Annotated in this window: 24 protein-coding genes; 12 read left to right on the top strand and 12 right to left on the bottom strand. The window is 44.9% G+C overall.

All coding sequences use genetic code 11. From position 1 onward, the window contains the following. The first annotated feature begins 85 nt into the window (after positions 1-85). From R7E00_RS12740 to R7E00_RS12750, 3 genes are all read left to right on the top strand, one after another. On the top strand, positions 86-1,309 hold the full coding sequence (locus R7E00_RS12740; protein ID WP_054576448.1) for an MFS transporter: 1,224 nt from the start codon (positions 86-88) through the stop codon (positions 1,307-1,309). Positions 1,310-1,398: 89 nt separating this feature from the next. Then, a complete protein-coding gene (locus R7E00_RS12745; RefSeq protein ID WP_025766766.1) occupies positions 1,399-1,971 on the top strand; it encodes a DUF1415 domain-containing protein in 573 nt (190 codons plus the stop codon). 109 nt (positions 1,972-2,080) lie between these two features. After that, the gene (locus tag R7E00_RS12750) at positions 2,081-2,656 is read left to right on the top strand and encodes a nucleoside triphosphate pyrophosphohydrolase family protein (protein WP_005377875.1); all 576 of its coding nucleotides are present in this window, start codon (positions 2,081-2,083) and stop codon (positions 2,654-2,656) included. Positions 2,657-2,725: 69 nt separating this feature from the next. Here the strand turns inward: R7E00_RS12750 and btuD are convergent, their stop codons facing one another. From btuD to cobT, 8 genes are all read right to left on the bottom strand, one after another. Then, positions 2,726-3,493: a vitamin B12 ABC transporter ATP-binding protein BtuD gene (gene btuD / locus R7E00_RS12755; protein WP_017820884.1), complete on the bottom strand. Its 768-nt coding sequence runs from the start codon at positions 3,491-3,493 to the stop codon at positions 2,726-2,728. Next, positions 3,480-4,475, bottom strand: coding sequence for a vitamin B12 ABC transporter permease BtuC (gene btuC, locus R7E00_RS12760; RefSeq protein ID WP_054576447.1), 996 nt, complete (start codon positions 4,473-4,475; stop codon positions 3,480-3,482). Before btuC ends, btuD begins: the two co-directional genes overlap by 14 nt. Before the next feature lie 82 nt (positions 4,476-4,557). Then, on the bottom strand, positions 4,558-5,586 hold the full coding sequence (locus tag R7E00_RS12765) for a succinylglutamate desuccinylase (RefSeq protein WP_017820882.1): 1,029 nt from the start codon (positions 5,584-5,586) through the stop codon (positions 4,558-4,560). Between the two features lie 274 nt (positions 5,587-5,860). Then, positions 5,861-7,657, bottom strand: coding sequence for a M3 family oligoendopeptidase (locus R7E00_RS12770; protein WP_213907217.1), 1,797 nt, complete (start codon positions 7,655-7,657; stop codon positions 5,861-5,863). Positions 7,658-7,785: 128 nt separating this feature from the next. Further along, positions 7,786-8,400 carry an alpha-ribazole phosphatase gene (gene cobC, locus R7E00_RS12775; protein WP_017820880.1) on the bottom strand — a complete coding sequence of 205 codons (615 nt, stop codon included), beginning with the start codon at positions 8,398-8,400 and terminating at the stop codon, positions 7,786-7,788. Between the two features lie 11 nt (positions 8,401-8,411). Then, positions 8,412-8,945, bottom strand: a complete 534-nt coding sequence (gene cobU, locus R7E00_RS12780; protein ID WP_047100703.1) for a bifunctional adenosylcobinamide kinase/adenosylcobinamide-phosphate guanylyltransferase — start codon at positions 8,943-8,945, stop codon at positions 8,412-8,414. After that, a complete protein-coding gene (locus R7E00_RS12785; protein WP_115385892.1) occupies positions 8,942-9,748 on the bottom strand; it encodes an adenosylcobinamide-GDP ribazoletransferase in 807 nt (268 codons plus the stop codon). Before R7E00_RS12785 ends, cobU begins: the two co-directional genes overlap by 4 nt. After that, positions 9,748-10,791: a nicotinate-nucleotide--dimethylbenzimidazole phosphoribosyltransferase gene (cobT, locus tag R7E00_RS12790; protein ID WP_047100705.1), complete on the bottom strand. Its 1,044-nt coding sequence runs from the start codon at positions 10,789-10,791 to the stop codon at positions 9,748-9,750. Before cobT ends, R7E00_RS12785 begins: the two co-directional genes overlap by 1 nt. A 248-nt stretch (positions 10,792-11,039) precedes the next feature. Here cobT and R7E00_RS12795 point away from each other — a divergent pair, with 248 nt between their 5' ends. The 7 genes from R7E00_RS12795 to purT all read left to right on the top strand — a co-directional run bounded on the left by R7E00_RS12795 (position 11,040) and on the right by purT (position 18,627). Beyond that, on the top strand, positions 11,040-11,729 hold the full coding sequence (locus R7E00_RS12795; protein WP_047100706.1) for an NAD(P)H-binding protein: 690 nt from the start codon (positions 11,040-11,042) through the stop codon (positions 11,727-11,729). A gap of 200 nt (positions 11,730-11,929) precedes the next feature. Continuing rightward, complete coding sequence (locus tag R7E00_RS12800) at positions 11,930-13,303, top strand: L-cystine transporter (protein WP_047100707.1); 1,374 nt, start codon at positions 11,930-11,932, stop codon at positions 13,301-13,303. Between the two features lie 156 nt (positions 13,304-13,459). Next, positions 13,460-14,881 (top strand): exodeoxyribonuclease I, encoded by a 1,422-nt coding sequence (gene sbcB, locus R7E00_RS12805; protein ID WP_132936599.1) that lies wholly within the window; start codon positions 13,460-13,462, stop codon positions 14,879-14,881. 55 nt (positions 14,882-14,936) lie between these two features. Continuing rightward, a complete protein-coding gene (locus R7E00_RS12810) occupies positions 14,937-15,311 on the top strand; it encodes a CidA/LrgA family protein (RefSeq protein ID WP_005385452.1) in 375 nt (124 codons plus the stop codon). 1 nt (position 15,312) lies between these two features. Then, entirely contained in the window at positions 15,313-15,990 is a 678-nt protein-coding gene (locus tag R7E00_RS12815) for an LrgB family protein (protein WP_005385454.1), read from the top strand. Between the two features lie 430 nt (positions 15,991-16,420). After that, positions 16,421-17,308: a cytidine deaminase gene (cdd, locus tag R7E00_RS12820; protein WP_258475586.1), complete on the top strand. Its 888-nt coding sequence runs from the start codon at positions 16,421-16,423 to the stop codon at positions 17,306-17,308. Between the two features lie 143 nt (positions 17,309-17,451). Next, positions 17,452-18,627, top strand: coding sequence for a formate-dependent phosphoribosylglycinamide formyltransferase (purT, locus tag R7E00_RS12825; RefSeq protein WP_033905149.1), 1,176 nt, complete (start codon positions 17,452-17,454; stop codon positions 18,625-18,627). Positions 18,628-18,699: 72 nt separating this feature from the next. Here the strand turns inward: purT and R7E00_RS12830 are convergent, their stop codons facing one another. Next, positions 18,700-19,350, bottom strand: a complete 651-nt coding sequence (locus R7E00_RS12830) for a thiopurine S-methyltransferase (protein ID WP_021707633.1) — start codon at positions 19,348-19,350, stop codon at positions 18,700-18,702. Between the two features lie 315 nt (positions 19,351-19,665). Between R7E00_RS12830 and R7E00_RS12835 the strand changes: the two genes are divergently transcribed. Next, on the top strand, positions 19,666-20,445 hold the full coding sequence (locus R7E00_RS12835; RefSeq protein ID WP_005377897.1) for a phosphoribosylglycinamide formyltransferase: 780 nt from the start codon (positions 19,666-19,668) through the stop codon (positions 20,443-20,445). A 121-nt stretch (positions 20,446-20,566) separates the two neighbouring features. Here R7E00_RS12835 and ihfA read toward each other — a convergent pair whose 3' ends face one another. Then, positions 20,567-20,863 carry an integration host factor subunit alpha gene (ihfA, locus tag R7E00_RS12840; RefSeq protein WP_005377899.1) on the bottom strand — a complete coding sequence of 99 codons (297 nt, stop codon included), beginning with the start codon at positions 20,861-20,863 and terminating at the stop codon, positions 20,567-20,569. Between the two features lie 534 nt (positions 20,864-21,397). Between ihfA and R7E00_RS12845 the strand changes: the two genes are divergently transcribed. After that, positions 21,398-22,279: an AEC family transporter gene (locus R7E00_RS12845; protein WP_033905148.1), complete on the top strand. Its 882-nt coding sequence runs from the start codon at positions 21,398-21,400 to the stop codon at positions 22,277-22,279. A gap of 214 nt (positions 22,280-22,493) precedes the next feature. Here R7E00_RS12845 and pheT read toward each other — a convergent pair whose 3' ends face one another. Together pheT and pheS are read right to left on the bottom strand one after the other, a co-directional pair. Continuing rightward, complete coding sequence (pheT, locus tag R7E00_RS12850) at positions 22,494-24,899, bottom strand: phenylalanine--tRNA ligase subunit beta (protein WP_258482060.1); 2,406 nt, start codon at positions 24,897-24,899, stop codon at positions 22,494-22,496. A gap of 18 nt (positions 24,900-24,917) precedes the next feature. Further along, positions 24,918-25,901 (bottom strand): phenylalanine--tRNA ligase subunit alpha, encoded by a 984-nt coding sequence (gene pheS, locus R7E00_RS12855; RefSeq protein ID WP_258482059.1) that lies wholly within the window; start codon positions 25,899-25,901, stop codon positions 24,918-24,920. Positions 25,902-25,990: the final 89 nt, after the last annotated feature.

Genomic DNA, 25,990 nt, shown 5'->3' on the forward strand with positions numbered 1-25,990 from the left:
CCATATTTTTAATATATTTTTTTAATTTATAACGAACTGATAGATTGATCACAGTCTCTCCATTTGCTCACATTAGGCAGGATTCATGGTCAGTTTTGGCACACCGGAATACAAACGCATTACGCTCTCGCTAGCGCTTGGTTCCTTCTTGGTTTTTTCAAATTTATACCTACTACAGCCAATGCTGCCCACTTTTGCTCAAATTTTCACGATCTCAGAAACGCAAGTGAACTGGTTATTTGCGGCCTCAACACTCGCTCTCTCTTTTAGCCTCGTTCCAATGGCTGTGTTGTCAGAATCAGTGGGAAGAAAGCCAGTCATGATGGCTGGTCTGTTTTCGATTCCTACCCTTTCCGCTTTGATGCTATTTGGTGACTCATTTCTGTTTTTGGTGGTATGTCGAGCACTGATCGGTGTCGCGCTCGCAGCTTTTGCTGCAGTCGCCGTGGCTTACATGGCAGAAGAGCTCGACAAGCACGCTTTCTCGATGGCAATTGGAACGTACATTGCGGCTAACTCATTAGGCGGTATTGCAGGGCGTATTAGCGGCGGCTTATTGGCGGACAATTTCAGTGTTGATGTCGCCATTGAAGTTATGATGGTGTTCACTCTTCTTGGTGTCATTGGCGTTCACTATTTATTGCCAACACAGCGCAACTTCACCCCGTCATCAAGCAGCTTGCGCTATCAAAATCGTGCGCTTATTGGTCATTTTAAAAACCAACGCGTGTGGTTCGCAATGCTGATAGGAGGACTCAACTTTGCTTTGTTCGTCAACCTTTACTCCGTCATGGGTTTCCGTCTGGTGAGTGAACCTCACAATGTGCCCGTCGGGTTGGCCTCACTGATCTTTATTTGTTACTTGGGAGGGACTTTCTCCTCTCGTTGCGCAGGCCACTGGAGTAAACGTTATTCATCAATCCTCGGTATGTTCTTAGGCGCGATAGTGAGCATGGCGGGGATGTGGATTGCGGCGGTTGAAAGCTTGACTGCAATGCTATTTGGGTTGTTGCTGATAAGTTTTGGTGCCTTCTTTACTCATACCCTCGCCTACGGTTGGGTCGGTCAGAACGCCACTCGCGCCAAAGCCACCGCGACAGCGCTCTACTTAGTACACTACTACGTAGGCGGTAGCTTAGGAGGATTCTTACTTCTTTATTGTTGGCAACATGGTGGTTGGTCGAGTGTTCTTATGGGAGGAAGCGCAGTCTACCTAGCGATGTTTGCTGCAATTGCGTATTTGAAACACATTGCCGAAAGAAAGCATACTGACCAAACACCTGACGCTGCGAGTTTAAAGAGTAGCTAAGGTACGCTCATTTGCGTAATACCTCTCTGGTTACTTGGATAACCAACTCTGCTATGCTTGCGCTACTTTAATAAAAACCAGAAAGTCGTATGTCAACGCGTTCAACACAAAACACAGATATCGAAGCGATCACTCAACAGGTCGATCAATGGCTCAACGATGTAGTAATCGGTCTCAACCTTTGTCCATTTGCTGCCAAGCCGCAACGTAATAAACAAATCAAAATCTTTGTTAGTGAAGCGACTCAAGAAGAAGCGCTTCTAGAAGATATTTTATTGCAGCTGATTGAGCTGAGTAACACAGAACCCGAACAACTTGAGACCACGTTGGTTGTGGTTCCCAACATGCTACAAGATTTCTGGGACTACAACTTTTGCATAGATTGGGTTGAAGGATTAATTAAGCAGCAAAACTGGGAAGGTGTTTTCCAAGTAGCGACTTTCCATCCTGATTACTGTTTTGGCGGCGCAAGGCCTGAAGACGACGAAAACCTAACCAATCGTTCTCCTTACCCGATCTTCCATTTGATTCGCGAAGAGAGTATGGAAAAGGTACTAAAACACTATCCTGATCCTGAATCCATTCCCGATACGAACATCGCTCGTGTTTCCGCCCTTTCAGAGGAAGAACGTAAAAAGCTGTTCCCTTACCTATTTCGTTAAGCACCACCATTCCCAAAGGCAGATTTATCACCAGTTAGATGCAATGCCCTTGGGGTTCAAAGTGCGGTTTGGTATCATTGCCGCTTCAATCGATTCAATGGAAATTAGAATGCAACTGTCAAAGCTAACCCAAGAGATTTTTGATCACTTATACCGTGATATCACCGAGTTCCGTAGTACGTTCGACTTACCAGTCGCAGACGCTGCAAGCCTTGATACGCAAGCAGACACACTACACACCTCTTTGGCGATCGAAGAGCTAACAGAGCTAGCAGAAGCAGATTGTAAAACTGAGCAAGCAGATGCCATCGTAGACAGCGTGTATGTATTAATGGGCCGTCTCGTTCATCTTGGCCACAGCAAAGTAGAAGACAACCTGGCGATCAGCTACTTAATTGATCTTCTATTAAACGTTGCGGTAAACCGTGGTATCGAATTTATTCCTTGCTGGGATGAAGTCCATTCAAGCAACATGAGCAAAGTATGCCGTAACGAGCAAGAGTACTCAGAAACAGAAGCATTCTACGCGGAACAAGGCATCAAGTTGATGGCGGTGCAGAAAGGTGAATACATCATCGCGAAATGCGCCGAAGATTTCGTATCGGAAGGTAAAACCATTCGTAAAGGCAAAGTACTCAAATCTGTTTACTACCGCCCAGCAGATCTAAAACCGTTAACTCAATAAGCGTTGAGTTTGGCTTTCTCGATTAAAAAAACGACCTCAAGTAGGTCGTTTTTTTATTGTCCCTAAATACTAATCAAAGATTAAATAAGGTTGCTCATCTACGATGACCTTTTTGACTTGAGTATTGAACACTTCCCCGAGAGCTTCTTCCGTTAGCACAGTATCGGCACTTCCTGATGAGTGCAGCACACCGTTGTTAAGCAGCAATACTTTATCTGCGTGCTTTAATGTGCGATTGAGATCGTGATTAGCAACCAATACTCCAATTCCCTGCGCCGCCATAGCGTTAATCAATTGATAGAGCAGACCCTCTTGCGCAATATCTAACGGTGCTGCTGGCTCATCCAAAATTAAAAACTGCGAAAAAGGATTAATGGTACGCCACACCTGCAAACATACGCCTGCTAATCGGACACGCTGCCACTCACCACCGGATAATGTTTGAATACTGCGATGAAGCTTATCTTGCAGTTGTACCAGCTCCACCACCATATTGACGGCATCACGCACTTTGATATCCGCAATCTCAGCACCACTTGGCAGAGATAAAGCGAGATACTGAAACACATCAACATTAAACGCTGGGCGCGATTGCTGACACAAATAACCTCGAACATGAGCTTGCTCTGACAACGGTAAAGTAAGCAAGTTTTTGTTGCCAACGTACACTTCACCACTCATACCGTCTCGGTGACTTAACGTACCAGAAATCGCAGCCAATAAAGTACTCTTACCGGAACCATTAGGCCCAACGATATGTACGATTTCGCCAGCTTTGCATTCAAAAGAAAGAGGCAATAATCGACTACCAACCGACATATGTTTAACGTGCATCATGACTCTTCACCAGCATCCAGATGAAAATAGGTGCGCCAATCGATGTTGTCATGACACCTAAAGGTAACTCTGCGGAGTCCAATAACAGTCTTGCGCCGATGTCAGCAAATACAAGCAACGCAGCACCAGATATTGCAGAAAGTGGCAATAAATAACGGTTTTCCGTACCAAAAGCCAAACGCAACAAGTGCGGCACCACCAAACCAACAAAACTGATGATGCCACCCAAAGCGACTGAACTACCCACCAAAACAGAAATGGCGAGGATCAATTTCCAACGCATTTGATGCACATCGACACCCAATTGGGTCGCATGAATCTCACCCAGCATCAATTTATCAAGCGACTTGCCTTTACAACATAACCAGATGAGCACCGGTAACATCACCAAAGTAACGGTATGTTGATACCAACTTGCACCGCCAATACTACCCATTAACCAATACATCAGTTGGCGTAAACTGAGATCATCACTAAAGTAAAATGCCCACGTCACAATCGCGCTCGATAAAATACCCAATGCGACCCCAACCAAAAGCAATCGAGCCGTCGTCAGGTCCATTGCCCTTGCTATCGCCACCAAAACAAACGTGAATACCATCGAGCCTGCAATCGCTGCCAACATAAAAACAATCGGGGTGGGAAGAACAGGTGACGCGAACATGATTAAGACCATTGCTAAGCTTGCGCCACCAGAGATACCAAGCACGCCAGGTTCAGCCAACACGTTCCCAAGCAACACTTGTAACGTCGCGCCAGATACCGCTAACGCAGCACCAATAATTGCCGCAGACACTAACCTCGGTAAACGCAAGTCCACCAATAACTTCTGTTCAAATGCAGATAAGGATTGAAAAGGAGAAAGGAAAATTTCTCCGACCATCAAGTGAATGGCAGAGAGTACAGCGAGCACGATCGACATAACCATCAGGTTACGTTGCCAGCGTCGTTCCTTGTTCAGGATAAGTTGTTGAAAATCCATAGCGGCCGATAAAAACAAACGAGGCTTAACCTTACAGTTAAGCCTCGGTAAATTGCAATTAACTTCTCAAAGCAATGTTGGATTAATCGTAAACCAACTCACCCTCTTCAAAACGGGTTTTCACTTCACAAACCATCAGAGCTGCACGTTGACCTATTGCGACGTGGCGGTTCGGGAAGACAATCGCTTCGTTTTCATTCTTCGCCATTAGTGGTTTGTCGCCATCATGACCAAACACTTCGCCGTGAACAAATGAGGTGAAGTTTTCAACATTATCGTCGAACATAAAGTCAAAGTCTTCGTTCAAACGAACGATTGTGCGACTTACGCGATACTTAATGCATGGTTTTGGTAGGTGCTCTGGCTTCGTTTCCGCAATCAAATTACGTAAAGACAAATCAAACGCGGTCAGTTTATCGAGGTCATTTTCACCAATACGAGCCACGCGTCCAAGCTCCATCGTGAGAGCCTGCGCACCAAAGTTCTCGGCACTGTACCAGCTAAACGTGCTCGATGGTGAGTTTGACAGGAGCACAGCTTCAATGTGTGCACTGTCCAAGAAATCGATCAATGCCTTGCTGCGCACAGGATGACGAGTCTTAGGACTTACTGCAAACGTATAGTGCTTCGAGCCTCTAATCGCGCAGTGTAAATCAAGGTGCCAGCGTGTTGTCGGGTCGGTATCCTGATAAAAATCTCGAACAAGCAGCTTAAGTGTATCGGCGATAACAAGCTCTTTTGTCTGTTTGTGTTCTTTTTCGTCAAACAGACGGTTGAGGTTTTCTTCGAGGAATCGCGTGTGCGCCAGAGTGGACTCTGGGTGAGCGATAATGAACAGACAACGGGTATCGACCGTCTGGAACCCAGATTCTATGTCTTGAATAATGGAATCCACCAGCTCCATCGGTGCGGTTTCATCTCCGTGAACCCCACAAGAGATGATGATGTTCTTCGTATCCTGAGTATAATTCGCAGGGATTACTTCTAATACACCACGCTGATAGAGTTTAAGTTTTACACCGCTAGAAAGCACCTGCTCCGCTGGTGCAACATCAATATGAACATCTAACGTGTCAGTTAAAAACGATTGGCGAAAGAGAGACTTCGTCATGCGTTACTCCTTAATAGCACGGCGGATATGTTAATAAATTGTACAAAGGATTTTTGTTGCTGCGATCTCACTTATGAGTAGAAATCACTATTTCCCTCGAAAATCCGATGCCTTTTCGCGCCAGGCACTCAAATCAAGCATTGAGGCGTTTAATTTTCAAACAATTACAAAGTGTTAGGGCTGTGAACTTTACCACAGCCATGATTAAGATCATTATGATTTGATCAAATTTTTGTAGCTATAAAGCAGATTATGCATCAACACTGCGAAAAACTTAGCCGCGCTGTGCGAGTAAACGCTCAAACTCATCGACTTTTTCACGCACTAGCTCAACACTCTGCTGCCAAAACGTTGGCTGGGTTAAATCCATCGACAGATGCTTTTCGACGACATCTTCCGCCATCATGCAGCCTGTATCGCGCAGCAAATTGATGTAATCGGTGTAAAACGCTTCGCCTTTGGTTTCTCGCTGTGCATAGATACCCTTGCTAAACAAGAAACCAAATAGGTATGGGTAGTTATAAAAGCTCACGCTATCAATAGAAAAGTGCAGCTTGCTTGCCCAGAAGTACGGATCCGGTTCGCTCATTACGTCGCCATACCATTCTTTCCAAGTTTCTGACATCAACTCACAGAAATCATCTGCGGTTAACTCTCCATCCTGGCGGCGTTCATAAAACGATTTTTCAAACTCGTAGCGAACCGGAATGTTGATCATTAAAGCTAGCGCAGATGACAACTCTTCCCACAACATCTCGAGCTTTTCATCAACGCTCTCAGCTTTCGAAATCAAATGATCACGAACGATGTTTTCTGCAAAGATAGAGGCGGTTTCTGCTAACGTCATTGGGTAGTAAGTTTGGCAAAGTGGCAAATCACGAATAACCCAGTTATGGAACGCATGGCCAAGTTCATGTGCCAGAGTCATAAGGTCTGACCGACTGCCACTCCAAGTCATAAACACAAGTGGTGTTCGCGTTGCTGGCAGTTTGGTGCAGTATGCGCCAAGACGCTTGTTAGCATTTGGCGCGGCATCAATCCAACCATTTTGTACCATCAAACGGACAAACTCCGACATCTCAGGGTTTACTGTTTCAAATGCTTCACAAATAACATCAATCGCTTCATCAAAGTCGTAAACCTTCACTTCACCGCTCAAAGCAGGCATAGCCGCCAGATGATTCCAAGGTTTCATCTCATCCAGACCATGTACTTGCGCCATCAATAAACCTGCTTTCTGACCAATAGCTCGACTGTCTTTGGCTACGGTCATCATCGCATTTAAAGTTTCAGCTTGGATTCGGCTACCATGCAAACTCGGCTCTAGGAAGTGAACTTCACGCTTCGTAGAACGCTTTTTGTTTTCAGTTAAGCGCCATCCTGCTAACGCATTCAAAATCGCAGCGAATGATTCTTGATGCGTTTGCATTGCATCTTGTACGCCTCGCCACGCGGCTTCTTGACGCTCGAATTCAGAACCATAAAGAATGCTTGCCGCTTGAGAAAACCCAAGCTCTTCACTCTTACCATCTACATACTTAAGCTTCACTTTCAATGAGCCAGTCAGGTTATCGTATAGGTTACCCCAAGCCGATTTGCCATCCACACTCATCGCAGCCAGTAACTGTTCTTCTGCGTTGCTAAGACGAGTATCCGCCAACTTTCTAGAATTCAAGATAGAAAAAGCTTGCCCACTGATATCAGGATTCTCATGGTCTAACACGCGCAAGATAAACTCTTCGTCGGCATGAGTTAATGTCAAATCAAAGGGACTGAACGCTTGGGAAAGCTCCGAAAAGATGCGGGTCATTTTACCAAGTAACGATTTCGCTTCGGCGTTTGTTGCATCAACAGAAGCATAACAACTCGCAAAATTTGCAACTGTACCCGCTAAACGACTCGCGGCTTCATTGGTTAAAATCGCATTTTGCATGATCTCTACGTTGCCACAATCTGCTGATTGTTTATTCAAAAGATCAATACATTGTTCCACAAGAGCAATATCGTCTTGAATTCGTGGGTCAGAAAGGTCGTTATAAACGATGGACAAATCCCAACTCGGCGTTGTCATTTCTATATTTCCTTTTTATGTAACTGAGTCAATTTTCGCTTCCTGCACCTAGCAGATGGGCTTCCACTGACATCTTCCGTGACTATGCCCGTAAGCAATATCGTTCTGGGCATTTTAATATTTATAAATTAACGAGTTAAAAGAGGTACGCCAATCGAACGCACCGAGGCGTAAATTTGCTCATCTATGGTAATTGTTACATGCGTGACAGAAGCGTTTCCTATCGACAACGTCGAATACCACTTTGGGTTACGCCAATCTAACTCCAATACATGAGCAAGAATCATACGAATGACGCCACCATGCGTGACGATAAGTAGATTGTCATTGATATCGTTGATGATTTGAGACCAAACGCGACATATGCGCTCAGAAAATGTGCTTAAGCTCTCAGCATTCGGCAACGTATGTTGTGCTGGCGATTGCCAAAAAGCATCTAGCTTTTTCCACTGCTCAGTGAGCATATCAAAAGGCATACCATCAAAATCACCAAATGCCATCTCTTGTAAAGACTCATCCGTCATTACTGGTAATAATTGCTGTTCAGCAATGATGTTTGCCAGTTCTTGACAGCGTGAAAGCGGAGAAGAAATTATTCCACCCACACCTCGTCCACTCTCGGCCCAAGCCCGAGCAATACTCTCTTGATCAGCAGGCGTAACTTTTACATCTGTTTGGCCATGGAGTCCTGGTGGAGCGTCTACTTTTCCATGACGCACAAGATAGATATTGAGTGTTTTCATTTTGTTCCATCCTACTCTTTAAGAACCAACGGCAAACCAGCAGCAACAAAGGTAACGCGATGGCAAACACTGGCTAGTTTTTGATTCATCCGTCCTGCATTATCCACAAAATAACGACTAACCGCCCCCAAAGGCACAATGCCCATTCCAACCTCGTTAGAGACGAATATTAACGTCGCATCTGAGCCACGTACCATCTTTATAAGCTTTTCAATTTCTGCTTCTAGCTTCTCATTGGAACATTCATCACCTAACTCAAATATCCAATTGTTGAGCCACAAGGTTAAACAGTCGACCAATACAACATCGGTGGTAGCGAAATTTGTCAGTAACTCAGATAAATGAAGGGGGCATTCATGCTCTTGCCACTCGCCCCCGCGTTGCTTTTGATGATGCGCTATTCGCTCTCGCATTTCTTGGTCAAATGGCAGCGCGGTTGCAACATAGTGTAATGATCGATGAGAAGCGACCGATAAGTGCTTAGCTGTTTTTTCTGCCAAATGCGACTTCCCAGAGCGCGCGCCACCGAGTATCAATTGCTTCATGAGGAGTGATACAACCCAATCATAGTGAGATAAATAAGCAGTTCCGACAACTGTTGCGCTGCGCCAAGGCAATCCCCCGTAAAGCCGCCAATTCTCTTGGTTAACCAACGTTTGAACATCAAACGAAATACCACGAGAACAAGCGATATCAAGATCGCATCCGCGAAACCAAGCACAAGCAATGTTACGCCACCAGTAAACAACAAAATGGAGACTTCTAGAGAAGACTGGCGACTTGCTAGCGGTTTACTTTTCGACGTATCACTGTCACTGACATAAGGCATGTCATAAATAAGCGTCGCTGCTAGTGCTCGGCTTGCGGTGTAAGCGACGACAATGACCAACCAAAAGTGCGGCAAGTTAGCCAGTTCACTCCAAAAAACATACTTAGCCAATAACGCCATAATGAGAGTGGCGGCACCATAAGTGCCAATACGACTGTCTTTCATAATAGAGAGGCGTCGCTCTACGGTCATGCCACCGCCAATGCCATCCGCCATATCGGTCAAGCCGTCTTCGTGAAAAGCCCCAGTTAACAATAAGCTAAACACCATCGTTAATACTATGGCAACCGACTCTGGAAAAAAAATTGAGGTGAGCGAGAATACCAAAGCGCAAAGTGCTCCAAGCACGAGACCAACTAACGCAAAGTAACGGCCTGCCTGATTCATGCGTTCTTCACTGTAAGGCAACGCTTGGGGCACGGGTAAGCGGCTAAAAAAACTGGTAGCTAATAGAAATAACTCCCACTGGTATCTTAACGATGACGGCGTGACTTTCTCAGAATTATCAGGGACTGACACTAAACTGTAACTCCTGCACTCTCAAAGCTCGCCATTTTGTTGTAAAACTGGGCGGCAGCTTTTAACAAGAGTAAGGCAAGAGCGGCTCCTGTTCCCTCCCCTAGCCGTAAACCAAGGTCGAGCAGAGGTTCGGCTTTAAGATGTTCCAATACAAATTTATGTCCATTTTCTTCAGAGCGATGGGCAAACAACATGTATTCACGCGTTTCTTCGTCTAACAACGTCGCAATATAAGCCGCTACCGATACGATAAACCCATCCACTAAAACTGGAGTTTTAAGCCGCTTGGCTTCTAAAAAAGCGCCCACCATTTGTACGATTTCAAAGCCCCCAACCTGTGCGAGAATCGCTTTGGTATCAAGACCTCGACATCGGTTTACCCCCTGTGCTACCAGTTTATATTTGCGGCTCAACTGCTGTTGATTGATTCCGGTGCCAACGCCAACACAATAATCAATATCTAATGAGCTCAGCGCCGATAACAGTGCTGAGGCCGAACTGGTATTACCGATGCCCATCTCGCCGAACATTAAGAGGTTTGAACCATGCAAAATGGTATGCTCAGCAATCTTCGCACCATATTCTAAACCTAACGCCACTTGTTCTGGGGACATCGCTGATTGTTTAGAAAAATTAGCCGTACCGTTACCCAACCGTTGTTCAACCAAGTTGGGATGGGATTTAAATTCTGGAACCAGCACATCAATAGGAGCCAACATGCCGCAATCTATTACTTTGAGTTGAATGCCATTAATGTCGCAAAAACAGTTGATGGCTGCGCCGCCAGCGAGAAAGTTAGCCACCATTTGCTGAGTGACTTCGCTTGGCGCAATGCTCACGCCCTCCTCTGCAACGCCGTGATCTCCAGCAAATACCAGCATGCTTGGTTTGCAGATAGCGATGGAATCAACTGGCTGAGGTTTATTCTGACTTTGAATAAGAGCTAACTGCAGTGCCACCTTTTCCAATAAGCCTAAAGAACCGACGGGTTTGGTTTTGTTATCTATGCGTGCTTGTATCTCCGCAGCAAAAGAGTCATCCATTTTTTACGTTCCTTTGATGTTGTCTGGGTGAGAGGTGTTCTGTTGTTCAAGAGGTCTTGTTCAGCGACAGTTTTTGCGCGCCCACTATTGTATACACTTGCATCCAATTGGGGCAGCGCTAATCAAGTTTATCTCAGGATAGTCTGCCGAGTTCGCAGAGCGTCTCACCTTTCTTGCACGAGATTATAAGTAACTCGTTGAAATCCGCTACAATAGCTTAGACTATGTTCCCATATAGGAGAAAAGATATGGATAACAACACCTGCGCAATCATCGCCGGTGCAACTGGCTTAGTAGGCTCAAAAGTCATTGCAAACCTCATAAATCAATCAGGTGTTGGAACCCTATATTATCTTTCTCGCCGCCCACTCGATGGCGTCCTAGATGTGGAAAACAAGCTTATTCCTCTCATTGATGCAGACCTTTCTATCCACCAATGGGATGAGAACCAACCAACACCAACCATCGGCTTTATCTGTTTAGGCACGACCCTTAAGCAAGCAGGCAGTAAGGATAATTTGCGTAGAGTAGATGTTGATCTGGTGTGTAAAGTCGCCCAGCAGATGAAAACAATCGGAGTTAAACGCCTTGCGGTTGTTTCTAGCCTCGGTGCAAATAGTAAATCGCCATCCCATTACTTAGCTTGTAAAGGACAAATGGAACAACGAATCGAAGCTATGGATTTTGAGGAAATCGTATTTGTTCGCCCAGGCCCGCTTGTTGGTCAACGTCAAAGCCCAAGAATGGACGAGAAGTTAGTACAAACTCTGTTTAAGGTAATTCGCCCATTCATGCTTGGCAAACTGTCCAACTTTTTACCGATTCGAGCAGAAGATGTCGCCAAAGCGATGATTTATCAACTTTTCAGTTATCAAGAAGACTCGGTGGTTTACTTACAAAGGAAAGAAATGCGTGACTTACTGCATCACTACGAATAACCATTTTGTACAATTAACGTGCTAATTCACGCTCTCACGCGACTTAGATCTCGTTTTTATATTCATTTTAGATCTAGCTAATACCCGTTTGTCATTTTTAAAGTTATATCACGAGCGTTATCTTACGCTCCATAAATACATCCGTATAAAACCCCGTATAAAAAACAACCGCCACTTCGGTTGGTTGATAAGGTCAAATTATGAATTTTGCAGTGATAGCCTCTCTAGCCGTCTTTGTTGGCATATTGTTCTTTCTATTTAGTCAGCAACAAAAGAAACATACTCTTTCACGTCTCGTTTTGATCGGTCTTGTTACCGGTTCTCTTTTTGGTCTTGCTTTGCAACTCATTCACGGTGAAGGCAACAGCGCAATTGCTCAAACACTTGAATGGGTAGGCATTGTAGGCAGTGGCTACGTTGGTCTACTGAAAATGGTCATCATGCCACTAGTATTGGTATCGATGATCTCTGCAGTTGTTAAATTGGAGAAAGGTGGATCTTTAGGTAAAATTTCTGGCCTGACCATCTCTGTTCTTCTAGTAACGACTGCAATTGCTGCACTTATCGGTATCTTGGTGACAACAACATTTGGCCTTTCAGCAGAAGGGTTAACTGAAGGTGCGCGTGAAACCGCTCGTATCGCCGTTCTAGAAAGCCGTGCCGGTACAGTAAGTGACCTAACTATTCCTCAAATGCTAGTTAGTTTCATTCCAACCAACCCATTTGCTGATCTAACAGGTGCTCGCTCGACATCGATTATCGCTGTAGTGATTTTCGGCGTGTTAACTGGTATCGCCGCTCGTAAAGTGATGATGGAAAAAGCAGAGTTGGAATCACCGATTCGTACTTTCGTAGAAGCTGCTCAATCTATCGTTATGCGATTAGTGAAGATGATCATGGCCCTAACGCCATACGGCATCGCAGCACTGATGGCAAAAGTGGTAGCGACATCAAGCGCAGGCGACATCCTAAACCTACTTGGCTTTATTGTGGCGTCTTATGTTGCTATCGCACTGATGTTTGTTGTTCACGGCGTATTAGTCTCTTTTGTCGGCGTTAGCCCTGCGGAATACTTTAAGAAAATCTGGCCTGTACTGACCTTCGCGTTTACATCTCGTAGCTCAGCAGCAACAATTCCACTAAACGTAGAAGCGCAAATCACGAAGCTTAACGTACCACCAGCGATTGCAAACCTATCAGCATCGTTTGGTGCCACTATCGGCCAAAACGGCTGTGCGGGTATCTATCCTGCAATGCTTGCAGTGATGGTAGCTCCAACAATGGGTATCAACCCACTTGATCTACACTTTATCCTGTCATTGATTGCGATTATCACCATCAGTTCATTTGGTATTGCAGGTGTTGGCGGCGGTGCAACGTTTGCAGCCTTGATTGTTCTTCCTGCAATGGGCTTACCTGTGACCATCGCGGCGCTACTTATCTCTATTGAACCATTGATTGACATGGCACGTACCGCACTAAACGTTTCAGGCTCAATGACTGCGGGTACAATTGCTAGCCGAGTGCTGAAGTCACCAGAAAGTGAAGCAACATTGGAAGAAACACGAGCATAGAACTCAAATTCCTTCCAAAGCGATAAACGTAAAATATCAAGCCGATGGTTCGCCATCGGCTTTTTTCATTTTCAAAAATTCAACTTGCATCTTTCGTTGCTAGTCAAGGCGTTGAATGGTCTAATACTGTCATCGGTTTTGTAAACGGTAAGCAGAATGCACCAAGATAATCAGCCCACTTTTTTCTTCTTTGATTATGAGACATGGGGAACCAACCCCGCGAAAGATCGCCCAAGCCAGTTTGCTGGTGTTCGTACAGATGAAAACTTTAATATCATCGGCGAGCCTTTAGTCATGTACTGTCAACCACCAGCTGATTATCTTCCGTCTCCTGAAGCTGCGCTTATTACTGGTATTACTCCGCAAAAAACGGTTCAAGAAGGCCTTTCTGAGCCAGAGTTTATCGCTAAGATTCACGCTGAACTCGCGAGACCAAATACCACCAGTTTAGGCTACAACAGCATTCGCTTTGATGACGAAGTGACCCGTTATACTTGTTATCGCAACTTTATCGATCCATACGCATGGAGTTGGCAAAACGGTAACTCGCGTTGGGATTTACTCGATGTACTACGCGCGTGCCATGCCCTTCGCCCAGAAGGCGTAGAATGGCCAGAAAACGAAGATGGCTTCACTAGCTTTAAATTAGAACACTTGTCTGTGGCTAACGGCATAGAACATAGTAACGCGCACGATGCCATGGCAGATGTGATTGCGACTATCGAAATGGCAAAGAAAGTAAAAGCAGCGCAACCAAAATTGTTTGATTACTTTTTTTCTATGCGCCAAAAGCGCAAGCTCAATGATTTAGTCGACATCGTCAACATGACACCGTTGATGCACGTTTCAGGCATGCTAGGGCGCGAATGCCAGTACACTAGCTGGATTGTGCCTGTTGCTTGGCATCCAACCAATAATAACGCCGTTATCACCATCGATTTAGCGAAAGACCCTCAACCTATTCTTGAGCTATCCGCAGAAGAGCTGCACGAAAGACTCTACACTAAGCGCGAAGATCTTGGTGAATTGCTACCAGTGCCAGTTAAACTAGTTCATTTGAACAAATGCCCTATTCTCGCCCCTGCAAAAACGTTAACGGCTGAAAATGCGGAGTCTATTGGCATTGATCGCCAGCAATGTCTCGCTAATCTCGCTTTGTTGCGCCAACATCCTGAAATTAGAGAAAAGCTGATTAGCCTCTTTTCAGTCGAGCGTAAATTCGATAAAAGTGATGACGTCGATACACAGCTTTACGACGGGTTCTTTTCTCCGGCTGATCGCGCAGCTATGGATATCATTCGAGAAACCGACCCGAATAATCTTGCTGCATTAGACATTGAATTTGATGACAAGCGCATTAAACCTCTATTGTTCCGCTATCGTGCGCGTAACTTCCCAGGCACATTAGACGAGCAAGAACAAAGACGCTGGGCACTACACTGTCGAGAAGTGTTTGAAAGCCAAATTGAAGAGTACATGCTGAATTTAGAAAACTTAGTTCACGAACATGAAAGTGACGAAAAGAAGATTGCGATATTAAAATCCGTGTACCGTTATGTAGAGAGCTTAGCTTCCTAACTCCTCCTAATACAAGCGCACCTTATGGTGTGCTTGTTGTTTATATACTGTCAAAATGATTAAAGAACGATTCTTACAACTGATCCAACTGCTCATTTCAATCTTCCTCATCATGGGAGCACTTGGCATCGGAATTACCATTCAAAAGTTCACTGGCGTTTCCGTTCCAGGAAGTGTCATCGGTATGCTCGTACTGTTTTTCTCCATGACTCTTGGGCTTGTAAAAGTCGACTGGGTCAAACCGGGCGCCACGCTATTTATCCGCTATATGATCTTATTGTTCGTTCCTATTAGCGTGGGATTAATGCAACATTTCGATATGCTACTCGCTAATGCCCTCCCTATCATTGCTAGCGCAGTTGGCGGTTCACTCATTGTACTGGTCAGCCTCGCTTGGCTGCTGGATTACTTGCTACAGGAGAAACACTGATATGTGGTTAGTTGTTACCATTGCGGTTTTTCTTATCGCTCGCCAAATCGCAATCAAAGTGAACAATCCTCTAGCAAACCCTTTGCTGATCAGTATCGCAGTACTCATTCCTTTGCTTACTTACTTAAATGTGCCATTTGAAACGTATTATGCGGATAACGAAGGAATTAGCTTTTTGCTTCAACCTGCTGTAGTTGCTCTGGCTTATCCACTATATGAACAACTACCACAAATTAAAGCAAACTGGCGAATCATCACTTTCGCTTGCACAGTAGGCAGTGTGATGTCGATGATGACAACCACCTTGATCGCAGTCGCTTTCAAAGCGGATATCAGTTTAATCGCGAGTCTAGTGGGTAAATCCGTCACTACACCAATAGCGATGGAAATATCGAGTCACCTCGGTGGTGAAGCCGCCGTTGCAGCGATCTTGGTTCTGATTGTCGGTTTATTGGGCGCAATTTTGGCATACCCAATTTACAATTTGATTGGAATTAAACACCCGATTGCACGTGGTCTGACAATGGGTACAGTCTCTCATGCCTTAGGCACCGCTACTTGTGCAGAGAAACAGCCCATAGATGCCGCGTTCTCATCACTCGCATTGGTTTTATGTGGGATCATAACTTCTATTTTGGCTCCAAGCTTTTTTGCTTTGGCTGTCTGGCTATATCAATAGTTAAGCGCTCTCGGTCTGCCCTCCTTCCGGCAGGCCGTAGCCTTTCCGCTTCTTCCTTACCCTTTTCAAAACCCTATCTTATCTATCAACCTCACCCAGTAATATCGTGAAGGGACTTGATCGAGATATACATTCATAGCATTAGCATTCTAGGTGCTACCACTCGCTCTAGATTACGTAGGTATAAAGTAGCATAGCGGTAAAAGTCGCGTTAGTAACATACTCCTGCTCCTTGGTCATATGAATATATACTGATATGGTTAATTGTGAGACGGAGATAACGCTTCACACCTGTGCAATCGAATACATGTGTGAGCTCACTCTAATTATGTAACAGAATTATCAATTGCATTATTTATCGTGATCTAACGCACGGAACATTTCTATCTTTCACATAGAATAACTGTCCATGCAATAACAAGGATTCAACATGAAAAGTCGCATTGAACAGGCGCTAGCAGGCGCTCCAGAAGCACTTTCCAAACAACTTGCTCCTATCATCCAAGCTGATGATTTTGATGCTACGCTTTCAGTTCAACAATTTGAGCAGTTGCTTTCAGCTACCGGTCTATCAGACAAAGAGCTTCGTGTTGCGCTACTTCCTTTTGCCGCAGCGTACTCCTATGCTCCCCTTTCTGACTTTTATGTCGGCGCTATCGTTCGTGGTCTTTCAGGTCGCCTTTACTTCGGTGCCAACATGGAATTCTTTGGTGTACAGTTGGGTCAAACGGTTCACGCAGAGCAGTCTGCGATTAGCCATGCTTGGATGAAAGGCGAACGTGGTGTTAAGGATATCACTATCAACTTCAGCCCATGTGGTCACTGCCGCCAGTTCATGAATGAGTTATCTACCGCAAACGAGCTTAAAATCCAGCTCCCAGAACGTGAAGAAAAGTCACTTCATGAATACCTGCCTGAAGCCTTTGGACCAAACGATCTCGGTATCGAGTCCGGCTTAATGGCAGAAGTTAAACACCAATTCTCATGTGATGATGAAGACGCACTCATCCAAAGTGCAGTTGAAGCGATGAACATGAGCCACTCTCCATACACCAACAACTTGAGTGGTTTAGCATTAGAGATGACTAGCGGCCGTGTATTCCAAGGCGCTTATGCAGAAAATGCAGCGTTTAATCCTAGCTTGCCACCGCTACAAGTTGCGCTAATCCAAGTTTTACTTGCGGGTGAAACCTTTGACAGCATCAAAACCGCTGCATTGGTAGAAAACTCTGAAGGTAAGATCAGTCACTTAGCCGATACGCAATCAACGTTGGAAGCGTTGAATCCAGATATTCCGCTTAGTTTTGTCAACGTATAAACGACAAATTCAACAAAAAGCTCTACAACATGTAGAGCTTTTTTATTACCTAAAAACCAAAAGCAAACGTTTGCTTTGTCATAAAACTTCAGTATGATCTCCTGCAATTTCTGTCTCATCACTCTATTTTGTAAGGGAACACTATGTTTGGCACTGCAACTAGCGCAAATGCTACCCGTGTATTACTTTTAGGCTCTGGCGAACTCGGTAAAGAAGTCGCCATTGAATGCCAGAGACTTGGTTTAGAAGTGATTGCTTGTGATCGCTATGCCAATGCTCCAGCGATGCAAGTCGCTCACCGTAGTTATGTTATCGACATGTTAGATGGGAACGCCTTAGAAGAAGTTATTACGAAGGAACAACCTACTTACGTCGTACCAGAAATTGAAGCCATCGCAACCGGCAAACTGGTAGAGCTTGAAGAAAAAGGACTGAATGTTGTTCCAACCGCTAAGGCAACCAGGCTAACAATGAATCGTGAAGGTATCCGACGTTTGGCAGCAGAAGAACTGGAATTGACGACTTCACCTTATCGTTTTGCAGATAACTTTGAAGACTTCAAAGCCGCGGTTGAGCATGTGGGTATTCCGTGCGTGGTGAAGCCTGTGATGAGCTCTTCAGGTAAAGGGCAAAGTGTTATCAAGACCGAAGACGACGTTACACAAGCATGGGATTACGCTCAGGAAGGCGGGCGTACGGGTGCAGGTCGCGTTATCGTGGAAGGTTTTATCGACTTCGATTACGAAATCACTTTATTGACCATCAGAGCCGTTGACGGTGTGCATTTCTGTGCTCCAATTGGTCATCGTCAGGAAGATGGCGACTACCGCGAATCATGGCAACCGCAAACTATGTCAGAAAACGCAGTAAAAGCAGCTGAATACACGGCTGAGAAAGTGGTAAACGCGCTCGGTGGCTACGGCATCTTTGGTGTAGAGCTGTTTGTCAAAGGCGATAAAGTCATTTTCAATGAGGTCTCTCCTCGCCCTCACGATACGGGTATGGTTACAATGATTTCGCAGGAAATGTCTGAGTTTGCTCTCCACGTGCGCGCGTTTACCGGAATGCCAATTAATAATATTGTACAATATGGCCCATCTGCGTCTGCTGTTATTCTTGGACAAGGGACTTCCACAAACATTCGCTTTGAAAACCTAAGCAAAGCTTTAGCTCAACCTCAAACACAAGTTCGTCTATTCGGTAAGCCAGAAATCGATGGTCGCCGCCGTTTAGGTGTTGTCCTTACGCGACGAAAAACCACCGAAGAAGCCGTTCAAGATGCTGTTGAAAGTGCTTCAAAAGTGAATATCATTTATTAAATACGAACCACTCATACAAAAATAGCGCAGCTCAAATTGCTGCGCTATTTCGTGTTCCAAACCGAAGAGAGCCTATTCACTCTCGATTAAGTACACTTCTTCAGAGAAGCGACTTAAGCCTTTTTTCGCAATTTTAGGATGATTCTCGTCAGCTTCATCTACGTTCAAACAAGTAACTTTGTAACCTGAAAATAACTGCTCAATCTCTTCGACCGGCACGCTAAATGGAGGCCCCGCCATCTCTTCTTGAGGATAGTTGAGTGTAACAAGCAAAATACGACCGCCTGGGTTCAAAAGTTGCTTGAGACGCTCTACATACTCCTCTCGCATATCTTGCGGTAAAGCAACCAACGCGGCGCGATCATAAATGATATCGGCTTGAGATACTGGTGCAGTGAAAAAGTCCCCAGTATAAATAGAGAGCTCATCAAATTGATAAAGCTCGTGCATGCCATTAAGAGGCGTTACCGTTGGCGTGTAAAAATGTTCAGCAAAAAAGGCACGCACAGCAATATGGCTTAGCTCAACACCTTCAACCGAATCATGCTTCATCGCTAGCCAAATCAAGTCTTCTGACTTTCCACATAAAGGAACTAACACTTTATCTTCACGCTTTGGATTAGTGTGTTTCCAATATACTGGTAATAGCGGGTTTACATCTTCCAAGTGAAATCCGATCTGATTGCTGGCCCATTTGTTATGCCAAAATTCTTGGTCTCTCATTTTACTTTCTACTTGTCGGCTGTTTTCATTTTGAGAGGTAAGACTAACGTTTTTTTTCAATTTGTCTATGCCGTTCATCTTTGGTTAATACTGCGGTGATAGGATGTAATCGGTCTCATAGGAGACGCGCCTTTATCTGATAATCAGAATAAAGAAAAGATAAATGGTGATCTAACGCACGATTCTACTTCAAGATAAAACTGAAACCTTGGAATCTTTCGTAATGGCCCCATTTATAAGTTAGTACCTGATTTGCCGAACTTAGCGACCTTTATGTTCCCTATTTTCTAAGTACAAGCAAGTTAAGGAGAGTGAATGAGCTTATTTCTTCGTACTACAGCATTGATGCTTTTGGTACTTAGCCGTGCACCGGCATTTGCCGCACTTCCAATTACCCCTGCGCCTAATGGCGAACAAAATCGTTCAACCAGCCAAAACGAAGTTTGTTCGAAACTTTTTAAACACAGCCTTAGCGGTTTATATGGCATTCAGTCAATCGACACCACACCAACTCAGCCATATTCTGACTTCGACATCCTTTACAGCAAAGCTCACCAAGCACAATTTGAACTTGAAACTATCTGTAAGAGTACCGCACTTCTTAATGACGCTCAGCCATACTTCGCAGGCGTGAAATCCAAACAACGAGCAGAAGAAAAGATAGCTTTAGAGTTAGATGGGAAAGTTGAACGTATTACTGACCTAGCACGTGCAACGATTGTAGCTGAAGACGTCGCGAGCTTAGTCTCCATTTATGAAACGTTAGAGCGTGAAACAACGATTGTGAAAGTAAAAAATCGATTCAAAAAACCTGGCCCTTCAGGATATAGAGACTTGAACTTGCTCGTTCGTTTACCAAAAACAAACCTAGTAGCCGAAGTTCAACTGCACTTGAAAGCAATCGCAGATGTAAAAAGCGGTCCCGAACACGACCTATACGAAAAAATCCAGAAACTAGAACGTCAAGCGATGTTGGAAAAACGTGAGCTAAGCGAAATAGAGCTTGCCTCTATTCGCAACATGCGTACACAGTCTAAGAACTTGTACCAACAAGCATGGCAACCATACTTAACAACGCATCTAGAAGCGGCGTAACCGATATCATTAAGCGTCTCTCATAAACAGAAAAACCACCGCATTGCGGTGGTTTTCATTTGTATGCACACGAATTTTACGCAAAAAAAGACCACGCCTTAGCGTGATCCATTTATTCGGCTTACTGTACTTTCTTCAGGTTTTCTACACGAGCTTTTAACTTCTGACCCGGGCGAAAAGTCACTACACGTCGAGCAGTAATTGGAATATCTTCACCAGTTTTCGGGTTACGACCAGGTCGTTCATTCTTGTCACGAAGATCAAAGTTACCAAAACCTGACAGTTTTACCTGTTCGCCACTTTCCAGTGCCTTACGAATCTCTTCAAAGAACACTTCCACCGTTTCCTTGGCGTCCCGCTTACTAAATCCTAATTTATCAAACAGGTTTTCTGCCAGTTCGGCTTTTGTGAGCGCCATAAAACTTTCCTCAAAGCTATGTTAAACAATGCTACGTTAGTGTAGCGCCAGAGCAGTTTTACCCTACCAATTCAACAACATATCGGGGTTACATCAGGAAGTGTATGACAAGCTTATGATTTTCGCCAACTTTTTTCTTGGCAAACAAAAGGAATAGCACTACGTAAATTATTGTTAAACGCCAGAAATTTGATATTTTTGTTTTTGTTTCATCTTTATCAGGAAAAACATCCAGATTATAAAACTAAAAGTAGTTTAAATATCAACATTAAACACTATTTAATAAAAATATCAGATATTGGTTATTTAACAGACACTTGACATAGAACTTGTCGTAAATTCAGTGATTTGTATGTAACTCGATACGTAACAATTAGATTAAAAGGTATGACCACCTGTACTTTGCAACTGTGCTTTGAAAGCTTGATTAAACCCACGCTTCTCGCTGTTTAACGATGACGCCATATATAAAGATTGATAATGTGGAAGTTCGTGTATTTCCTCATTAGCTTCTTACACTGCTTCTAGGCGACCATGATTAATCAAATCATAAATATTCTTTTCCCTGTTTTTGCTCTTGTCGGAGTTGGCTATTTGGTCGGTCGTTACATCAAGCCTGACTTTCGCCCAATAAACCGCATTAATATTGAGGTGTTTACGCCAGCACTGGTATTTTCGTCACTCGTTAGCATGCCGCTCGATTCAAATCAGGGGCCGCTTCTTTTGGCGGCAATTGTTGCGGTTTTAATTCCCGCACTACTCATGATCCCGGTATGTCGATGGACGTCACTCTCGTTTAAAACCTGGGCGCCACCACATATGTTTCGGAATAGCGGAAATCTAGCTATTCCTTTGTTTACCTATACGTTTGGAGAAATTGCGCTGTCGTCAGCAGTGCTTTTATTTGTCGTGTCAGCATGCTTGCATATCAGCTTAGGCGTAATGCTGCTTAGTCATGGCAACCCTTTTAAGCAAATAGTCAAGATGCCAATCTTTTTAGCAGCGTCGTTGGCTCTGTTTCTCAACGTGTCAAATGTGGGTGCATGGGCGCCTTTATGCGAAGCCACGGCTCTACTTGGGCAAGCGGCCGTACCCGTGATGCTTTTATCTCTGGGGGCACAAATGTGTCATTTAAGGTTGGACGGTTTAAAGATTGGTGTGTTGTGTACCGTGCAGTCACTGGCAACTGGTGCTGTCGCTTTTGCACTTATTTATTGGTTAATTCCCCTTCCAACGATGCAATTGCAAATGATGGTGCTCTTCACAATGCTGCCGCCAGCCGTCATGAATTACCTATTTGCGGAAAGGCTGAATATAGAACCCATGAAAGTGGCGTCAATGGTACTATTTGGCAACTTTTTCAGCATTCTTACGCTGCCTCTTCTGCTTAGCTATACCCTCTCACTCGCTGCCTAACCGCCAACAAGCTATCGTTAGCGTGTATTAGCTGAAAAACAATACGTTCCTAATCTCGGGTAAGGGCCATCCCTAGTTTGGTCTAGTATTTTAAAGTAATGAGGGATGGTGCGAGCAGTAAGGAACTTGAACAACGATAAGGTAATCCTAAAAATAAAAAAACCCTGCCAAACTGGCAGGGTTTTCATTTCTTAAGAAGATACGTTACGCGAGATTAGTCACGTAGAGACGCACCAAACTTCTCAGAAACGTGAGCAACGATAGCGTCAACCGCACCAGCGATATCTGCATCTTCAAGCGTACGCTCAAGTGACTGTAGAGTCAGAGCGATTGCTAGGCTCTTCTTACCTTCTTCAACGCCTTTACCTACGTAAACGTCGAACAGTTTTGCATCTTTAAGGAACTCGCCACCTTGCTCTAGACAAGCGTTAACAATGTCACCAGATGCAACAGCTTCATCCACTACTACCGCGATATCACGACGGTTTGAAGGGAATTTAGAAAGTGCTACCGCTTCTGGGATCACTTTGCTGTTAATTGCAGACCATTCGATTTCGAATACGATAGTACGACCATTTAGACCGAACTTACGCTCAAGCTCAGGGTGAACGGTACCGATCACGCCCACTTCTTTGCCATCTACGATGATTGCCGCAGATTGACCTGGGTGAAGTGCTGGGTTAGCTTTTTTGCTTTCAGGTGACAGTGCAGCGAAAGAGTACGCTTTTTCGTTCGCAGATAGCTCTAGAATCGCTTCTAGATCGCCTTTAAGGTCGAAGAAATCAACCGTGTTAGTTTCGATATCCCAATGTTCTTCACCGCGAGTACCAGCGATAACACCCGCTAGCATAGGCTCTTGGCGCATGCCGTTTTCTGCAGATTCACATGGGATGAAACGTAGGCCGTATTCGAATAGACGAACGCGTGGCTGTTGACGCTTCTGGTTGTGAACAACCGTGTTCAGCAGACCTTGGATAAGACCAAGACGCATTGCTGACATGTCTGCAGAAATTGGGTTTGGAAGTACTAGAGGCTCAACACCAGGTACAACTAGCTTTTGCTGCTCAGGCTCAACGAAGCTGTATGTGATTGCTTCGTGGTAACCACGGTCAACAAGAAGATCACGAACGCGTTTCAGTGGAAGATCCGCTTCAACGTGGTTGTGCATCTTAAGTGCTGCTGCTGGGTGTTGGTTAGGAATGTTGTCATAACCGTAGATACGGCCAACTTCTTCAATCAGATCTTGCTCGATAGCGATATCGAAACGCCATGTTGGCGCTACTGCCACCCAACCTTCTTCTGAAGCTTCAACAGTCAAACCTAGGCGCTCTAGGATTTCTACTACATCAGCATCAACGATGTGGTGACCTAGTAGGTTGTCTAGTTTAGTGCGACGTAGTGCAACTTTGTTTGGCTTAGGTAGGTCTGCTTCAGATTCTACAGCTACAACAGGTGCTACTTCACCACCACAAATTTCAACAAGAAGCTGTGTTGCACGCTCCATTGCGCTCACTTGTAGTGCGTAATCCACACCACGCTCGAAACGCATTGAAGAATCAGTGTGAAGACCGTAGCTACGTGCGCGGCCACGGATGTGGTCAGGTGCAAAGAATGCACACTCTAGTAGAACGTCTTTAGTCTCAGTTGTTACACCAGACTCTTCACCACCAAAGATACCTGCGATTGCAAGTGCTTTGTTGTGGTCAGCAACTACTAGTGTATCTGCGTTTAGTTCTGCTTCGTTGCCGTCAAGAAGCGTTAGCTTCTCACCTTGCTCAGCCATACGAACTACGATGCCACCTTCGATCTTCGCTAGATCGAATGCGTGCATTGGTTGGCCTTGCTCTAGAAGAACGTAGTTAGTGATGTCTACTACAGGGTCGATAGAGCGAATACCACAACGACGCAGTTTCTCTTGCATCCATAGTGGTGTTTCAGCTTGAACGTTTACGTTCTTAATAACACGACCTAGGTAACGAGGACACGCAGCAGGAGCTTTCACTTCGATAGACACTTTATCGTCGATTGAAGGGGCAACTGCTTCTACTAATGGCTCTGTCACGTCAGCACGGTTTAGTACGCCAACTTCACGAGCTAGACCACGAATGCTGAAACAGTCAGCGCGGTTTGCCGTTAGGTCTACGTCTACTGTTACGTCGTCTAGACCTAGGAATTCACGGAAATCGGTACCGACTACTGCGTCTTCTGCTAGTTCCATGATACCGTCTGACTCAACGTCGATACCTAGTTCAGTGAATGAACAAAGCATGCCGTGAGATGGCTGGCCACGTAGTTTCGCTTTTTTGATTTTGAAATCACCTGGAAGAACAGCACCAACTGTTGCTACTGCTACTTTCAGACCTTGGCGACAGTTAGGTGCGCCACAAACAATGTCTAGAAGCTCTTCTTCACCCACGTCAACTTTAGTTACGCGCAGTTTGTCTGCATCTGGGTGTTGGCCACATTCAACAACGTGACCGACTTTAACGCCAGTAAAAGAACCTGCAACAGGAAGAACGTCGTCTACCTCTAGACCGGCCATTGTAATTTGGTGAGTTAGCTCGTCAGTAGTAACCGCAGGGTTTACCCACTCACGAAGCCATGATTCGCTGAATTTCATGTTGATGAACCCTCTGGATTACTTGAACTGTTTTAGGAAACGAAGATCGTTCTCGAAGAACGCACGTAGGTCGTTCACGCCGTAACGAAGCATTGTTAGACGCTCAACACCCATACCGAATGCGAAACCAGAGTATTTTTCAGGATCGATACCTACGCTACGTAGCACGTTCGGGTGAACCATACCGCAGCCTAGCACTTCTAACCATTTACCGTTTTTGCCTTTCACGTCTACTTCAGCTGAAGGCTCAGTGAATGGGAAGTAAGATGGACGGAAACGTACTTCTACTTCTTCTTCGAAGAAGTTACATAGGAAATCGTGCAGGATGCCTTTCAGCTGAGCAAAGTTTACGTTCTCATCAACCAGCATGCCTTCCACTTGGTGGAACATTGGCGTGTGCGTTTGGTCGTAGTCGTTACGGTATACACGGCCTGGTGCGATGAAACGGAATGGTGGTTTACCATTTTCCATCGTACGGATCTGTACGCCTGACGTATGAGTACGAAGCATCAAGTCTGGGTTGAAGAAGAAAGTATCGTGGTCAGTACGCGCTGGGTGATCAGCTGCGATGTTTAGCGCATCGAAGTTGTGGAATGCATCTTCGATCTCTGGGCCAGCCTCGGTGTTAAAACCAAGTTCGCCAAAGAACTTCTCGATACGCTCTACAGTACGAGTTACTGGGTGTAAACCACCGTTTTCAATACGACGACCTGGTAGTGTTACGTCGATTGTTTCTGCTGCTAGTTTCGCTTCAAGCTCAGCACGTTGTAGTGCATCTTTACGAGCTGCGATAGCTTGCTGAACTACGCCTTTCGCTTTGTTGATCTCTTGACCAGCTTCACGGCGTTCTTCTGGTGGTAGTTTGCCTAGGTTTTGAAGTTGAGCAGTTAGCTCACCTTTTTTACCCAGATACTGAACACGCACTTCATCAAGTGCGACTAGCGATTCGGCAGCTTCAATTGCAGTGCTCGCGCTAGCAATGATCTCTTCTAGATGTTGCATCGTTTCCTCATCTACCTGTAGGTAGTGTCCATAAGGGAGTGATTGGTTTTTTGATAGCTGTACATAGTAGCCAAACCGGGCACCAATGC

Origin of the sequence: Vibrio sp. Vb1755 (genome assembly GCF_033338635.1) — a bacterium.
GTDB classification, from domain to species: Bacteria; Pseudomonadota; Gammaproteobacteria; order Enterobacterales; family Vibrionaceae; genus Vibrio; species Vibrio alginolyticus.